The sequence below is a fragment of the uncultured Veillonella sp. genome (genome assembly GCF_963524655.1).
Taxonomy (GTDB): domain Bacteria; phylum Bacillota; class Negativicutes; order Veillonellales; family Veillonellaceae; genus Veillonella.
On sequence record NZ_CAURHA010000006.1, the window covers coordinates 1 to 18,192 of the forward strand.

At 36.6% G+C, this 18,192-nt stretch carries 10 protein-coding genes and 1 pseudogene; all 11 read right to left on the reverse strand.

Annotated features, from left to right (window positions below; genetic code table 11):
• Positions 1-133: 133 nt before the first annotated feature.
• The 11 genes and pseudogenes from RYM16_RS02205 to RYM16_RS02255 all read right to left on the reverse strand — a co-directional run bounded on the left by RYM16_RS02205 (position 134) and on the right by RYM16_RS02255 (position 18,104).
• Positions 134-736, reverse strand: a complete 603-nt coding sequence (locus RYM16_RS02205; protein WP_314982003.1) for a hypothetical protein — start codon at positions 734-736, stop codon at positions 134-136.
• Positions 737-740: 4 nt separating this feature from the next.
• Positions 741-1,883, reverse strand: a complete 1,143-nt coding sequence (locus RYM16_RS02210) for an ATP-binding protein (RefSeq protein ID WP_314982005.1) — start codon at positions 1,881-1,883, stop codon at positions 741-743.
• A gap of 458 nt (positions 1,884-2,341) precedes the next feature.
• Positions 2,342-4,669 carry an autotransporter domain-containing protein gene (locus RYM16_RS02215; RefSeq protein ID WP_314982006.1) on the reverse strand — a complete coding sequence of 776 codons (2,328 nt, stop codon included), beginning with the start codon at positions 4,667-4,669 and terminating at the stop codon, positions 2,342-2,344.
• Between the two features lie 739 nt (positions 4,670-5,408).
• A complete protein-coding gene (locus tag RYM16_RS02220; protein WP_314982008.1) occupies positions 5,409-5,978 on the reverse strand; it encodes a hypothetical protein in 570 nt (189 codons plus the stop codon).
• 358 nt (positions 5,979-6,336) lie between these two features.
• A complete protein-coding gene (locus tag RYM16_RS02225) occupies positions 6,337-8,562 on the reverse strand; it encodes an autotransporter outer membrane beta-barrel domain-containing protein (RefSeq protein ID WP_314982010.1) in 2,226 nt (741 codons plus the stop codon).
• Between the two features lie 595 nt (positions 8,563-9,157).
• Positions 9,158-9,484: a hypothetical protein gene (locus tag RYM16_RS02230; protein WP_009351580.1), complete on the reverse strand. Its 327-nt coding sequence runs from the start codon at positions 9,482-9,484 to the stop codon at positions 9,158-9,160.
• 991 nt (positions 9,485-10,475) lie between these two features.
• Positions 10,476-11,632, reverse strand: a pseudogene (locus RYM16_RS02235) (putative porin); the annotation flags it as partial.
• 161 nt (positions 11,633-11,793) lie between these two features.
• A complete protein-coding gene (locus RYM16_RS02240; RefSeq protein ID WP_314982012.1) occupies positions 11,794-14,052 on the reverse strand; it encodes an autotransporter outer membrane beta-barrel domain-containing protein in 2,259 nt (752 codons plus the stop codon).
• Positions 14,053-14,348: 296 nt separating this feature from the next.
• Complete coding sequence (locus RYM16_RS02245; protein WP_314982014.1) at positions 14,349-15,557, reverse strand: helix-hairpin-helix domain-containing protein; 1,209 nt, start codon at positions 15,555-15,557, stop codon at positions 14,349-14,351.
• Positions 15,558-15,872: 315 nt separating this feature from the next.
• On the reverse strand, positions 15,873-17,261 hold the full coding sequence (locus RYM16_RS02250) for a putative porin (protein WP_314982016.1): 1,389 nt from the start codon (positions 17,259-17,261) through the stop codon (positions 15,873-15,875).
• A gap of 210 nt (positions 17,262-17,471) precedes the next feature.
• Entirely contained in the window at positions 17,472-18,104 is a 633-nt protein-coding gene (locus tag RYM16_RS02255; RefSeq protein ID WP_314982018.1) for a hypothetical protein, read from the reverse strand.
• Positions 18,105-18,192: the final 88 nt, after the last annotated feature.

The following is an 18,192-nucleotide window of genomic DNA, read 5'->3' on the forward strand; positions in this document are numbered from 1 at the left end:
TATAAGGGTTTTTACACACACGTATTGTCCTATAAGCCAAATAAAATCAATATATAAAAAATCCACTTACTACTTCTTTTTTAGATAGTAAGTGGATTCTTTCGTTATAATCAATAAGTTAACCTAAATATTTCTATGACCTATTTAATTCTTCTATATAGGGTAGTAAATTCCCTAAGGTACTCTGACGTTCATTTAAAAATTCTTTATACAGACCATATTTACAATCAACATTTGGCTTACTGTAATAAATCCTTGTACTATTAACATGCTGTTTAGCAATATCTATACTACCATGCTGGTTATTTAAAAAAGTATTAACTGTGTTGCCTTTAACATATCCTAACTCAATCAATTCAGTAAGAGTGTCATTAGGATTGCCTATACAACAGGCAATCCAATACTCAATATCAGGACCATTCAAAAATATACAATTACGTCTATCTAAAAGGTCTAGATCCTTAATTAAACGATTTAGTAACTTACACTCACTATCCCTATTTTGCGCTTTATCTAAATCTACAACTACTAGGAATATACTATATAAAGATGAATTTTTCTCTATATGGTTACTAAATTTACCGTATCCTCCACCATTTATTGAATAAATTTTGACATTAGATAACCCTTTCAAGATACTATATAGATAACTATATTCAGTATCGCCTTCACACACAACTTGAATCTTTAAGCTGGTTTTAAGATTTCTTCTAATACGTTTAGGCTTTGTTGGCATGACTTTATACCTCGAATTTTCCTTGTAAATAGTCGATAGCCAACCTTTTTTTATTACTTCTCAAATCAAAATCAGCTAACGAATTAACTATAGTAGACAATGTTTGATCTTTCGTAGTGATATAAATTTGTTCTGGTGCAAATAAATTAATATTAAAAAGCTCTAAATTATGGGATGTAACAACCAATTGACCACAAGTATTGGAATTAGAGTTGATTATATGATTAAAAAGTAAAATAAGAGATTTAGTACTAATTGATGCATCTAGTTCATCAATTAGTACCGTTCTACCATTGTGAACGCGAAGGAGCGATGTGAGTATTGCCATAATACGCTTTATCCCTTTTGATTCATAAGCTAATGGGAGTCTTACTGGATCTTGTTCCCCTAAATCACGGACAATATAAACATCATATGAAACAGACTCTTCCTCTGCTATAGTTCTTTTTTCTAATTCAATTGAAGAAATTGTTCCATCCAATTGAGCTAGAATTTCTAATGTTAAATCCTTATTCTCCTCAATTAAGATTCTCTGATCTTCAGTAATAGTTATATTAAATGGTTTAACATCAGGATTAATGAAAGGATCAGTAATAACACTGATAGAATTTATAGTATCTATAAAATCAATATAAATATCGCTAATAAAATCTTTTATCTTTGAAAGAATAGTTGCAGTTGATTTACGAGAATAAATTTCTGTAACAGCATCCTCTAAGACATCACTTGATAAAATATTATCTTCAAATTTATATATAATTTTATTATTCTGTTCTAACTTTTCAGATAATACGGTCTGGTTTTTATCAATAACTAGAGAGTATTGATATAAGTTTTCTTGTTTAGATTCTACTGTTATATTATATTGAATATTATTTGACAATATATTAAATAATCGATTATTAGAAAAAATCTTTTCTTCTTTAATAATATGAATCAGAGAATCAATAGCATGCAACAAATTAGTTTTACCGACTGCATTATTACCAAATATAATAGTAGATTTAGCAGGGCGTGATTCACTTGTCAATATATAATTATCTTCATATTTAGTGCCTTTAATTCTTTGCCCGCTGAAAGCACAAAATGTTAACTCTTGTCTTTTTTGTATCGATGCAAAGCCAGCAACGGAAAAATCAATTAACATATTATTTGCCTCCTTTTTCTAATTATAACACAAAGATAATCAAAAAAAAGGTTTATCTTTAAACTAAAATTAATACAAAAGAGCCCTCTTATAGATACACATAATGGGTATATCCTATATTCAAAAACGATAGGATTACTTCAAGCGTCTATAAGAGGGCTCTTTTGCATTGTATTTAAGAAGGTTAGTATATTACATTTAGACTAGGTCTAAACATAATAAGATAGGCCATATACTTATGTGATACAGGGGGAAGTATAGCATCCGTAGGGATTGTAATTGCATGATAAAAAGGGGAAGTTGCATATGGATGCTACGTATATGTATAGATAAATACGTTGTATATATGTAAGGGGTAATATATGTGAAGGAAATATATATCTATACGGACATACAGCTATATGGCCATAGATAGCCATGCACAAGGTCTCATGACCTTATGCATAAATGCCTATATATTAGAATTTGTGCGTGAAACCAGCGTTTACGCCCCAGTCTGCTTGGAGGTCACCAGACAAACCTGTGGCAACATCAGCAAACACGCTATTGTTGCTATTGAATCCATAACGACCACCGAAGGCAAGTTCAGTCCAAGTGCCTTTAAGATCTTGTTCTGTTAATTTCACAACACTGCCACTAGCGAATGCAGTTTTTACATTGCCTGTGAAAGCATGACCTGCAGCAAATCGTGTATAAATATTGCCATTGCCGAATTGTTTACCCAATTCAAGACCAAGCTTACCAGAAGTGCTGTTCACACCAGATTGGTTAACAGATACATTATCTACGTTGAAGTTACGGCCACCGAAGTGTGTGAAGTTCAATTGTGCTTGTGGTTCTACATAGAAACCATTAGCGTATTTCAATGTTTTACCGTAGCGAACACCGATGCTGTATGCATTAGACTTTGCATCGCCAGACATGGATTCACCAATTTCATTACGCGCTGTGAAGTCATTAGATACACGACCTACTTGCGTTTCTACATGTACATATTGATCCTTACCAAGGTCTTTCAAACCATAGGCACCAACGGAGAAGGATTTAACCTTACCAGAACCATCGAATACATAGTCTTCAGAACCGCGTAGGTAGGATACTTGACCACCTACAGTCCAACCACGGCTGATTTTAGCATCATAACCGCCTTGGATGCGTGTGTAATCTGTAGCTGTATCAATACCGCTGCCAGAGTAGCTGTATTTACCGCCACCGATGCGAGTCCAAATACCAGTTGGTTCGCCTTGTTGCAATACGCGAGGACGATACATATCGTCAGCTACTGTACGCCAAGCATTGATATTACCTACTACAGCAGAACGAATACCACGCATATGAGGTGTATCGTACGCACCACGAACAACAGGGTTAGGAGTTACTGGTGTAACTAGTTTTGGATCCGGAGTTGCTGGTGTAACTGGTTTTGGATCTGGAGTTACAGGTGTAACAGGCTTAGGATCTGGAGTTACAGGTGTAACTGGTTTAGGGTCTGGAGTTACTGGTGTAACTGGTTTTGGATCTGGAGTTACTGGCGTAACCGGCTTAGGATCTGGAGTTACAGGTGTAACAGGCTTAGGATCTGGAGTTACTGGTGTAACTGGTTTTAGATCTGGAGTTGGTGTAGGTTTTGGTTCTGGCACCACATAGGAGCCTTGACCATTACCGTCTTTCCATGTAATATCCCCTTCTTTTTTATCTGTAGTCAACGCTTTTTTGTAGCTAGACACGATGCCTTTAGAAGCGATGGATACAGTACCAGAAAGGTTTCTTTCACCTTTTACATAATTTTCATAATAAAATTTATGTGCCAAATTATCTAAAATCTTGTTTACATTGCTTTCAGAAGATGTATCAAGGTTATCACCTGTTACATAACCATGCACGCCAGAGCCAGCTGCAGCAGATTTCACGATGAAGTTACCGCCCTCGATGTCAGCCGCATCAAGACCATTTTTTTGAGAAGCTGGTTTACCGAAGTTTAGTCCAGTACTTGCACTCATATCATAAATAACATTGATATGGCCGTCCAACTTATTCACATGGATATCGCTGAGAGAATCTTGAGAAATACGGCTGAAACCTTCGCGAGTACGAGTGCCTGTGAGTGTATTGATACTACTACGAGCCTTTTTACCATCGATCATGAACGGCTCTAAGCCACCCATACTATCGTGGCTCCACATGCCTCCATCAAAGGTCATGTTAATCTCGCCACCTTTATCTTCTAAAGTATTCACTGCTTTACCAGAGAATTGGTTAGGGCTATTATGAGCACGACCTAGACCGATATTGACAACAGATGGTTGCTGTTCTTGATATGGAGGCATTGTTTTATCGGTTACGAGCACATCACCTTGCATGTTCAACACTTTATGTTTTACAGTACCCTCATCATCAATGCCAATGTTGATTTTACTATTATACGCAAACGCTACTGGATATGGAGACTTCCATGGCGCAGTAGTCACATCCATAACACCGCCATCTACTTGGATGGAACTATTATCTAGCATGCCTGTAATGAAAGCTGGTTGACGATAGCGTTTAGGCAATTGAGATGTATCAGGAGTATCCAAGGAGCCAATGATAACTTGGCCACCATTAGATGCTACCACACCATTCGCAGTCACATTCCCAGTGCTTTCAAATTTACTATTTGCAGTAGTTGCAAAAACGCGTCCCTCAGAATTAAGACCTGCTGCAGCCCATGTACTAGGCATAGCCATCGTAGATGACAATAAAGTCATCATAACAGCAGATAATAAAAATTTATTTCTTGCTCTCATCCTCTTACACCTCAACTATAAATACAATCACATTTGTGAAAGTTCCTTCATAAAAGAATATATATCAGTAGGTTTATTTATTATCTTAAATAGACAGAAAAGATAGATATATACTTGCCTTATTAAGAACTTATGTCCAACACTTTTAAAATATTACACTATTTTTTGTGAATTGTAAATGAATTTTGTAAATTTTATTTAAAATTATTTAAAATATTAATAGTTGAATTATAAAAATAGAATATAAAAATATATAAATAAGGAGCTGTAACAAAACAAGATCTAAGGTTTAAACGATTTACATAGAGGAACTGGTGCGCCTAAAAACAAAAATTATCAAGAAAACTTAGGGTATTACAAACCTAATTTTCTTGATATTTCTTATATTGTAAAGGGGCTGCAACTAGAATATTGTAAAACCACATTCTGTTACAGCCCCAATTTGTTTAACAACGACCATATAGCTAAAAGAGAGAATATAGTATCCAGTAGAAATTGTAATTGCTTTGTAACTAGGAGTAATTGCATATATCTGGATACCTGTGTGTAAATTTATGTATAGTACGTAAGGGTTGTCTATATATAAACTGCTATACGGTCATGGGTATAGTATAGACCTATTAACATCAGTATTATGTGATTTTCATCACATTATTATAAATAAAAAATGCCCTAAAATCAAAAGAGGCAACGACCGTCATCATTACCTCTTTTGTATATATATTCAGTTATATACTCATTAGCGAATGCGTTTAACACGGTTATTGTTGTCACGCATAGCTTGTTGCAAGCTGTGTATTACCATTTCGTTCATGTAGAAACGCAATTCATTATTGTTCATGTTTTCAGTATTCTTTTCAAGAATAGCTAAGATTTGGCGTTCGTATTCAGCTTGGTTCATTTCGGATACAGTCGTATTATTCGTAAAGAATTCTTTGTAATCCAAGTACAAGCGATCTAATGCTACACGAGCATAGCTATCTTTTTTATACCGATGGCTTGTGGTGTACCAGCTACGGCGAACATTCATGTAGTACAAAGCATTGTTAGCATAACGTTGTTGACCAGACATTACACGGTTGTCATCTTTGATCAATGCATTGCGCATACCCAATTGGAACGCTGCGAATTCAGAGACAACTGCTTTTACCTCTTCGCTAGGAACGGCAAGAGAAACCTCTCGTTCGCTCATAGTCATAGGAGCAGATACTTGTTCAGGCATCATTAGTGGATCTTGAGCTGCATTAGCTTGACTACAAAAACATACGCTGGCAATTGCCATAACAGATAATAATTTTACTAATTTCATAAGTTCTCCTCTCTTGAAGCGCCCTCCCCAGAGCTACTTCAGTTATCATACACTAGATATTATCTATTTAGGAACTGTTATACTCATAGAGCCCCATACTAAGCATGGTAAATTTATTGATATAGTAAGCATCCATCAATAATAATTCTGGTAGCTTACAGTTTCATTAGTATACTCGATACATCGTATTTCGTCTATATAATTTATCTTAAATTTAGAAGATAAATACATAAGTTCTATATAGTTAATTCTATAACAGATACTATAAAAGCCGCCTAATAATAAAGTTATGACTCTACTATTAGGCGGCTTTATTTATGTTAACGATTGTACAAAGGATTATTTAATAAATCTACCCTTAGAATTTATGTGTAAATCCTGCATTTACAGACCAACCGGCTTTATAGTCGCCAGATAGACCTGTGCTAAGATCAGCAAAGATGCTGTTATTTGCATTGAAGCCATAACGGCCACCGAATGCTAAATCTGTCCAAGTACCTTTAATGTCTTCGGATGTGTATTTAGTAGTAGCACCACTTATATACGCAGTTTTCACTGTACCAGAGAAGGCATGGTTCACACCAACACGAGTATAGATATTACCTGCACCGAAGTTTTTGCCGATTTCAAGACCAAGACCACCTGCTGTGCTGCTCACACCAGATTGTTCTACATGCATGCTGCCAGCATTGAAGCTATCGCCACCAAAGTGAGTGTAGCTCAATTGTGCTTGTGGTTCAATGTATGTACCATTTGAAAGCTTCACAGTTTTACCATAGCGTACACCAATTGTGTAAGCATTCGCTTTAGTTTCACCAGAAAGTCTTTCACCAATCTCATTGCGAGCCGTAAAGTCATTAGATACACGACCTACTTGAGACTCGATGTGGATGTATTGATCGTTGCCAAGATCTTTCAAGCCATACGCACCAACAGCAAAGGATTTTTCTTTACCGGAGCCATTGAATACATAGTCATCGTTGCCACGAAGGTAAGAAACTTGACCACCTACAGTCCAACCGCTGCTAGTTTTAGCATCGTAACCACCTTGAATGCGTGTATACGTTGTATCTGTATCGATACCTTTTGCATTGAAGCTGTATTTACCACCCCCAACGCGAGCCCAGATACCTGTTGGTTCGCCTTGTTGCAATACGCGTGGACGATACATATTATCTGTTAATGTTCTCCAACCGTTGATATTGCTCATGATAGCAGAACGAGTACCGCGCATATGAGGCGTATCAAAATCACCTAATACAACATGAATATGACCGTTGTTTTCAGGCTTAGGTGTTGGAGCCGGAGCCGGTTTAACCTCAGGTTTCGGAGTTGGTTGAGGTGTTGGTTTTACTTCAGGCTTAGGCGTTGGAGCTGGAACCGGTTTAACCTCAGGTTTTGGAGCAGGAGCTGGTTCTGGTTTTACCTCTGGCTTAGGAGTTGGCTTAGGTTGAGGTTTTGGCGCTGGTTTATTTTCACCATACACGTATTTACCTTGGCCATCTTTATCTGCTTGCCATGTAATTTCACCTTCTTTAGCATAACCTTCAGTCAATACTTTAAAACGTGCAGACTCGGCACCATTAGAAGCAATACCTACTGTACCTTGAAGATTTCTTTCACCATTTACATAATTATGATAATACACCTTATGAGCCAAGTTATCTAAAATTTTATTTACATTATCCTCACTAGATACATCAAGACCTTTTTGAGACGTATACAAATGAGCAGCTGCATTAGACTCTGCACTTGTAATATGAATATCTCCACCCCAGAAGGATTCTGAAGTCAAACCATTATAGATTTTCGTTGGTGGTGTGTATTCTGGATCTTCTGTATCGTCGTACTCACCATTAATATCGTAAAAGAAGTTTACATGACCAACTAACTTATCAATGTGGATTTCATTGTGCTCATTTTGCACTACAGCATTTTCAAAACTGCGATTTTTAGATCCTACTAATCGATGTACATGGCTTGGTGTTGTCATTGAGCTGTAGCTAGTGCCATTTAAACCGCCTTCGTAGAGATGATCCCAATACCCACGTTGACCAAGGTATACATTAATATGGTTTGCTTGTTTTGAATTTTTATCTGCTAAGTTAATAGCAAAGCCAGTCCAAAATACTTCATCACTATCTAACCCGATATTAATTACAGATGCGTAATTAGGGTTGCCATCAATACGGACATCACCTTCAATAGACATATTATGCCCAGTAAAATCACCTGTATTACCATCTACACCAAGATTTACAGTACCACCTTTAGAAATAACAACTGGATTACTACTACGACCAACTTGAAGATCACCATTCTTGATATTCACAGTACTGCCATTTTGACTAGAAATAATAGTATTACGTTCATCGATTAATCTACCTGTTACGTAATCTGCATTAATGGTACTCAAGTTATCTGCATCAAGCCCATACATTATACCTTGCGGTGTTCCTAAATCTACAGTTTCACCCTTAGTCAAACTAAAAACAGGATATTCTGCCATTGCATAAGGCGCAACAGAACTGGCAATTGTCAGCGCAATCGCTAAAGATAAGTTCTTTTTGTACATGCGTTTCATAAAAGCCCTCTCTCATTCACATACTATAAACTATATTTAAATAATTTAATTATAATTTATATTCAAATCATTGTAAATATGAGATAAATTTGCCACATAACTATAAAATTACCACAAGTAAAAAAAGCAGTAACTATAGTTACTGCTAACGTATACGTATATATATTTTTGTATATTTCTATAAATAGATTCTTATTGATTCGCTTATATGTTCGCCATATAATAGACTTAGGATAGCCGGCGAGGTTGGGCCTCTCTTCGTTAATGAAGGGAGGGTTGTCTATGAGTGATTATGAGTTGATCATGATAATTCTAGAAGCAATGACAGTTGTCATTGCCTTTGGTGCACTTGTGGCGCTTATTTGTCTTGGAAAAGACAAATAGCCCTTCGTTATCCTTGGATAATTAGGTAACTGAAAGGCCATTTCATCAATTTTTTGTAACTGTGAGATGAGCCCGACGGAACCACTCGCTTGGCTATCTGTTTATATTATAGGGTTTATATCATATATCGTCAAATACAGATAAACAATACCATAGTACACTTATACAGACCAAAAGGCAGCAATAAAATTGCTGCCTTTTTATTTACCCTTTACTTACGTGCCACACGCATAGCGGCCATCATACCTGGAGATTTCCAGACGGATTGGCCATTGTCTGAAACGAGTTTATTGTTATAGTAGAATACATCTGCATTGTAATAGTTACTATCGCTAGATGTTACCTTATAGCTAAGGCCAGATGTTGTATACACCGTAAAGTTGAGTACATCCCCTACTCTCTTCACAGAGTCTTGGTCCACATACCAACTGTTACCGTTATAAGTAGTAGCATACACATCTGTGCGAGCTTCTACATCATATGTATTAATACCGATTAACACGAGTAGAGCCGCTAACATATATAAGAATTTACGCATTAGAATTACCTCCGTTTTATCGTTGGAATACTTGTTTATTATACCAAAAAACGGTGAAATCCGCATTAAAATGGTACCTTCTGTACCATACATGATTAACTACTTTCAGTATTAAGAATCCCAAAGTCTTAATCTATCTTTATATTAATATGTAACTCTACAAAATACCGTTGTTGATTATTACAATTTAAGTGCAAATTATAATCTCTTTTTAATTATAATTATTTATTACATGATACGCCTCTTTCTAAAAGTATATCTTTGATAACTATATACGCAAAAGCTATTCGCGGTTTAAAACAATCTAAAACAGAAACAATTACACCATATATATTAAGGGCGCTTAATATAATAATAATTAACGGTATCGTCCATATCACATTAATTAAAAAGTTATATATTGCTAAGAAAATCATCATCACAAAAAATAGAACATAAAAATACCAAGCTTTATTAGTACCTAACCCCAAGTATGTTAATGAAAGCCAACCTAATAATGGAACGGCAAAGTCTAAACTGATTAGAAAAATCACTAACGGTGTTAGTATAGCCACATCATATGATGATAAATTATCTGAAGTAAGAAATTTAACAATCTTATCTATATTAGATAAAAGAGCTCCTAAAACCCCTGCTAAAAGAATCCCTATCCATGAATAAGATAATCCTGCATTATACTCAACTGATTTATGACTTAATAAGTATAATAATCTATCTGTATCTAATTTTGAATATACATTATAACGTTTTTTATAAAACTTATCCCAATATTTAGATATATAAGTTCCTTCACTGACAGAAACACGTAAATTCTGCCAGTCACTTTAGATACACTTAATATTTCTACTAAAATTACTAACTATAGATTTACTTATACTCTTTAAATTCATAGATACCTCTCATTTCAACTATATTACTATAAGTAGAAATATAATATCATATTTGATGGTATTATATTTATTCATATTATCTTTTTAGATAATTAACAAAGCAATGCATAGTGAGCCGTTGCCAACCAACCTCTGTAACCACGGTAGCTAGTAACATAAGCTGGACCACCATGGAAGTTAGGATCATAATAACGGTTTGTCGCATCATATGGTACTTCCCAACGAGAGGATTGAAGGGCAATGTTATCGCTAAAGTTGAAGTATTGCGTTTTTACATCCCATGTACCGCATTTGGAGATTTTATAATCCCCATAGCCAAGGTCAGCAGACCAAGCTGTACCATTAGAAATACTAGCTGCTTTCACCCATTCGCCACCAACCCAAACTTTATCAAAGTTCAAGTCAGAGCTGAAACCGTACATATTTTTAGCTTCCCCATTTACGCGTTTATTTACACGTGTATAGAAACCACCGAGGTTTACATGGTCATTAAGTTGACCTTTTAAACCTGTATAGACCATGGTAAAGTTTCCATTTTTATCAATGGTGTTTTGACCATAAATATCAGTAGCAAAACCGCCCTCAATACCATAACCATATGCTGCTTGGAAATTAAGCTTATGATTGCCTGCGTTGAATTGAACACCGTCAAAGCCATCGTCATAAATCAAGCCATTACCAATCATTTGATTGAAACGACCTGCTTTCACAGATACGCGTTCACCAAATTTATGATTTACATAAGCACGGTCGAAATGGATATTTGTTGGTCTATCGCGAAGGGATGAACCAAAAGAGGATGTTTGGAAAGAATCACCTATTTCCATATTTCCTGTTGTAGTACGGATTACAACGTCGGTACGATTATTAACCCTTGCATTGAATTGCAAGCGAGCACGCACATCGAATTGGGAACCTTTACTATAATCTAGACCACGCATATTCGTGCCATCATTTACGAATTTACCATCTTTTCTTGGGATCCAAGATAACGAAGACGTACATCGCCAGTTACCTTCACATTACCTACGCGGTCTTCTAATCGAGCCACACGAACACCCAAATTGTTCAATTCATTAGAGAATTCATCAGCTAAGCGATTAATCATAGTTTGTTGCTCTGCATTTGCACGATCTTGGTTCGCCATAGCTTTTGCAATCATTTGCGCCATTTCAAAACGAGTAATTTCGTTTTGCCCTTTGAAAGGCCCATCTGGGTAGCCATTTACGATGCCTGCCTCAGCTAATCGAGACACCGCTTAATACTGCTCCTAAAAATTAGAACACGCCTGTTCTAATTCCGGAGAGACCATATTCATAAAAGCCCCAGAGTACTAACAGCTAATATACACCGCTATTAGTGCTCTGGGGTTATTTTATATATAGACTATATTTTCAGATTATTTTAGGTAAACTTAGTTTAGAACTTATGTGTAAATCCAGCGTTTACAGACCAGCCTGGTTTATAGTCGCCAGATAAACCTGTGCTAATATCAGCATAAAGGCTGTTGTTAGCATTGATGCCATAGCGGCCACCGAATGCAAGGTCAGTCCATGTACCTTTAAGGTCTTGTTCTGTAGATTTTACAGTGGAACCACTTGTGTATGTAGTTTTCACCGAGCCGGAGAAGGCATGATTAACACCTACACGAGTATAGATACTACCGGCGCCAAAGGTCTTACCAATTTCAAGGCCAAGACCGCCAGCAGTGCTGCTTACGCCAGCTTGGTCTACATGTATCGCTCCTGCATTAAAGCTATCTCCACCAAATCGAGTATAGCTCAATTGCGCTTGTGGCTCGATGTATACACCATTTTGTAATTTCACAGTTTTACCATAGCGAGCGCCGATAGTATATGCATTAGCCTTCGTTTCGCCAGATAGGCTTTCACCAATTTCATTACGAGTTGTGAAAGTATTCGTTACGCGACCAACTTGGGATTCAAGTTGAATGTATTGATCTCGGCCGAGGTCTTTCAAACCATAGGCGCCAACTGCAAAGACCTTTTCTTTGCCAGAGCCATTGAACACATAATCATCATGGCCACGAAGATAAGATACTTGACCGCCTACGGTCCAGCCGGTACCAGTTTTAGCGTCGTAACCACCTTGAATGCGTGTATAGGTTGTGTCAGTATCAATACCTTGTGCATCATAACTGTATTGACCGCCACCGATATGGGCCCAAACACCTGTTGTTGCGCCTTGTTGCAATGCACGAGGGCGATACATATTTGTTAATGTGCGCCAGCCGTTGATATTACTCATAATTGCGGAACGAGCGCCACGCATATGAGGAGTATCATATGCCGTTGTTTGAGCAGGTTGTGGGGTTGGTACCGGTTGCGGCGTTGGTGCAGGTTGTGGTGTTGGCGCCGGAGTTGGTTGCGGTGCTGGATCCGGCGTTGGTGCTGGTTGCGGTGTTGGCGCCGGTGTTGGTGCCGGCGTTGGTTGTGGTGTTGGGGTCGGCGTTGGTGCTGGTTGTGGCGCCGGTGTTGGCATTGGTTGCGGTGCCGGTTGTGGTGCTGGCGTTACTGTTGTATTGCCATACACGTATTTACCTTGACCATTTTGGTCGGCTTGCCATGTAATAGCACCTTCTTTAGCATAACCAGATGTTACTACCTTAAAACGTCCAGATTCAGCACCTTCAGAAGCAATGGCTACTGTGCCTTCAAGGTTTCCTTCACCAGTCACATAATCATGGTAGTACACCTTGTGTGCAAGATTATCCAAAACCTTGTTTACATTATCCTCAGTAGACAAGTCCAATCCCTTGCGGCTGGTGTATAGATGAGCGCCAGAATTAGGGGCTGCACTTGTGATATGAATGTCGCCACCCCAGAAGGAATCAGCCGTTAACCCATTATATGTTGTGGTTGGCGGTGTATATTCTGGATCCTCGGTATCTGCATATTCATCATTAGGATCATAAATATAATTCACATGTCCTTCGAGCTTATCAATATAGAGTTTATTATGCTCATTTTGCTCTACCATATTTTGAAAGTTACGATTCGTAGAGCCAACGAGTCGATGTACACGGCTAGGCATAGTACTACTATCAAGGTTAGTACCATCAAGGCCACCTTGATATAATAGCTCCCAATTCCCTCTTTCACCAAGGAACACATTGATATGATCATATTTTCTGTCATTTTCATCAGCTAAATTGAAAGCTAGCCCAGACCAATTGGATTCCTCGCCATCTATACCGATATTAATGGTTGAGCTATGAATTGGATCATGTTTAACTATAACATCGCCTTCAACGAATATTTTATCACCCGTAAATTCGCCGTGATGATCATGGACGCCTATATTAATTGTGCCACCTTGAGCAAGGGCAACAGGTGTATTCACTCTACCAGAATTATATACACCTTTTTTCAATTTAATGTCTCCACCATTTTTACTGGTAGCAAATGCATTATGACCATAGCCAATATTAGAATACCCGTCTTCAATAATAACCATACCACCGTTCGCTACTATAGAAGATATATTTTTATCGTATTCTGGGAATACACGTATCATATCATCACTGTTAGCTACGAAGTCTGTATTATCAGTATACGGAGCGGTATAAGCCGCATCTACCATCATATTAGGCATTATAGATCCAGCAATCGCCAGTGCCACAGCTAACGATAGCTTTGCTTTACTTACATGTCTCATAATAGTCCTCTCACTCTCACAATGTAAACAAACTATAAATTGTCTTAAATTATAATTTACAATTTGTTATTTGTAAATATGAGAGAAATAAAATTAGTACACGCCTGTTCTAATTTAAAATCCCCTTGATAGGTACCGAGATACTCATCAAGGGGATTGTTTTAGTTGGTTTGCAGTTACTAAGTAACCTTTAAAACCACTTAATTTAGTTATAAATGTGTCTTTATCATCAAGACTCTTATTTTCCTTTAATTCATATATCTGTATTTATAGATGCTTATTGCTTAACGCACATTTTACGCTTTAAATGTGACACCATTATGCTCTAGTTGTTCCACCGTTTTTTTACCAATGCCTGGTAGCATCAATACTTCTTGTTTAGTAACTGTTTTGAAATCATCTACTGTGTATAGCCCGGCTTGTGAAAGTGTAATTTGTGCACCAAACCGTATATTGTCATATACTGGATTTCCTCGCACAGCCTCACCTTTAGCAACCTCTAGGGGACTCATATGAGCTGTCTCGCATTTTCCCATATAACTATCATTAGAGTACCGATTCACAACAGTTCGACCGGTAACACGTTCATACGCATCATATAGCACTTGCCATAATGGGCTTTCAAAATTCACCAATTGAGTCGGTAAAAATGAGATAGCAGTATATAAGCTTATTAATTCCCGTGGATCAAAATCGATATCAATCACTTGGTCTACCATATACATAATAGTCTCTAAATGGTCTTCTACAAAATCGTTCCACCGCGTTGCATCTTGTAATAACCAATCAATATCTTCATATTCGTCAACAAGATCTGCTAAGACATCATGGGCAACCTTGCTTTCACCACACTGCAAAGCCAATAAAATATACAGCATATGCATCGGCAACATGATATCCGGCGCCTGATTAAATGCATTTTGTATATCATCGCAACATGCAAGATAGCGTTGATATACCTTGCGGCCACGATCCCAATTGGCCGCGCCACAGCAAGCAACCATCATATACACAAGGAATCCCGAATGATCTTGCTTGTCCCCGTGAAAGACAGGAGTAAAGCATGCAATTGCATCATTATACATACTGTATTCTAGATATATCATCCCCATGTCGATGAGGCATCGCATATAAGGACGAGCCTCGATTATATGCCAATCCATTTTCTTAGGTTTTTTCAAGGATTCTACTAGCTGTTTCAGCTGATAAAGTTGAAAGCTTGGATGTAACTCAAGCGCTATGAGTTCCCGTTTAGCATCTACTTCGTCAGGACATAATGCAAGAATCTTATTGTACAATTTCTTTGATTCCTCAGTCGTATTAGCCTCTTCCGCAGCCTTGTATAAATCACGCAATTTCATTTCTGTCGTATCATTAAAATCACCACGATTATATTGAGTCATAAATGCTTCTATCAAATCCTCAATAGGTTTGAATTCAGTCTCATGTTCAGATACAAATTGTTTCTGTAAACGTAATAATAACTCACTTTGAAAGCTAAACATAGAGTGTCTCCTTATACATATAAACGTAAGAATACTACTTATATGTAATATATCACGAGGAGATATATTAATTCTAGAAGTAATAGCTCGACCTCTTGATATCTCTTCTGAAAATTAGTGCACACCTATAGTATTGGATACGCCCCTTGATACACCTCCTAAAAATTAGAACAGGCCGGTTCTAATTCTAGAGAGACCATATCAGACTCGTCTTAAAAATTAGTACACGCCTGTTCTAATTTAAAATCCCCTTGATAGGTACCAAGATACTTATCAAGGGGATTGTTTTAGTTATGAACGATACCAATCATCAGATTAGAATTGGTAGTTAAGGTCTAGGCGGTAGTAGTTGGAAAGTTTTTCGTTATCGCCAGTAGCCTTGTTTGTTTTGTTGTTAAAGCCGTAGTATGCAGTTAAGCCTACGTTCTTTTGTAATGCATAGTTAGCTGTTGCCAACCAACCTTTGAAGCCACGGTATGTAGTAACAAATGTACCACCACCAAAGTTAGGATCATAGTAACGATTAGTTGCATCGTATGGAACTTGCCATCTAGAGGACTCCATAGCAATATTATCACCAAAGGAGAAGTATTGAGCTTTCACATCCCAAGTACCTCGTTTAGCAATACTATAATTACCATAACCTAGACCTGCAGACCAGGCAGAACCATGAGAAACACCAGAAGCTTTTACCCATTCACCGCCAACCCAAACTTTATCAAAGTTTAAATCTGTGCTAAATCCATACATATTTCTAACATCTTCATTAGATGTTCTTTGCTTGTTAAGTCTAGCATAGAAACCACCAAGATTTACATGTTTGTTCAATTCACCTTTCAAACCAGCATAAGCAATAGTAAAGTTTTCTTGTCTATCAATTGTATGTTCACCATACATATCCATAGCAAAACCACCTTCAACGCCATAGCCATAAGCAGCTTGGAATTGAACTTTATCATTACCTGCCGTAAATTGCGCACCATCAAATGTATCATCATAAATTAAACCGTTACCAATCATTTGATTAAAGCGACCTAATTTAGCTGATACACGTTGACCAAATTGATGATTTACATAGGCACGGTCAATTTTAACTTTTGTTGGCTCATAAGCTTGAGATGCAGCTGGTCCCGTAGCAATATAAGCGTCCCCTAATTCGATATTACCAGTAGTCATACGAACTACTGCCTCTGTACGATCATTTACCTTTGCATTGAATTGTACACGAGCACGTGTATCAAAAGTCTTACGTTTACTATATTCAAAACCACGAAGATTAGTACCATCGTTTACAAATTTACCATCTTTTTCTTGAGAACCAAGGTAACGAAGACGTACATCACCAGTTACTTTTACATTGCCTACACGATCTTCTAAACGAGCTACACGTACACCTAATGTATTTAATTCATTAGAAAATTCATCAGCTAAACGATTAAGTAATGCTTGTTGCTCTGCATTAGCTCGATCTTGGTTCGCCATAGCTTTTGCAATCATTTGAGCCATTTCGTAACGAGTAATGTTATTTTGACCTTTGAAAGTTCCATCCGGATAACCATTCACAATACCAGCTTCAGCCAATTGGGATACAGCTTGGTATGCCCAAGAATCAGAACTCACATCAGAAAATGGATTATTAGCAAATGCTGTTGTTACTCCCAATACAGCAGTTGCAGCAAAAACTGCGGCAAATTGTTTTTTCATAATACTACCTCACTACACTTACATTTAATCTCATGATATCTTTTATATACACATCTACATAAGACCATCATGGCATTTAGTTAATTACACACAGTTTAACATATAAATATAAATAGTGATTAACATAGCTATAAACTTTCATTTAGTTTTCATAATAATAAAAACACCTTCAAAATTATGACTAATATTAAAGGTGTAATTTACTATGTCCTATTTTTTGTTATTTTCTTCCCGCTTTAAAAGTAGATCCTTAATAACAGCACATTCAATCCCTAGCCTTTGTTTTCGTTTATCTAAAAAAGCCACTATTACCATAAATATATTCAAAAATAATAAAACGACAATAGCGTTATTAACAAATACTTCTAATGATGGCTTTTTTGCAAACTGTGCTATTATAAAAACTGCCATGAATAAGAAATAGAATATACGTGTTTTTAGAGTAGATATTCTTTTAATTGAAAAATAAAAATATCCAACTAATGGAGCTAATATAACTATGCCTATCACTACACAACCTATAAAGTCAACTATTGCTTGATCTAAATTTATTGGTATATCAGATGATATAAAATTAGTCATATTAATGATATTAGATACAAATGTAGCTAATATAGCACCTATAAATATATTCACCCAGGTATATGACATATTTACATTATAATCAACAGACTTAATACTTTGTAATCTTCTCAACTCTTTTATACTTAAGAACTTATACTCTTCATAATATTTATCATATAATTTATCCCAATAGTCTAATTGATTATTACCTTCGAAATAGGACTTAATTTTCATTAAACATTTACATATATACTTATATAAAACTATTAATTTAGACATATTTACTCCACTAATATAAAACTATTTATCAAATGATGTTTAAAACTGTACTTATATATCATAACAATTATTATACTTTTTAGACTAC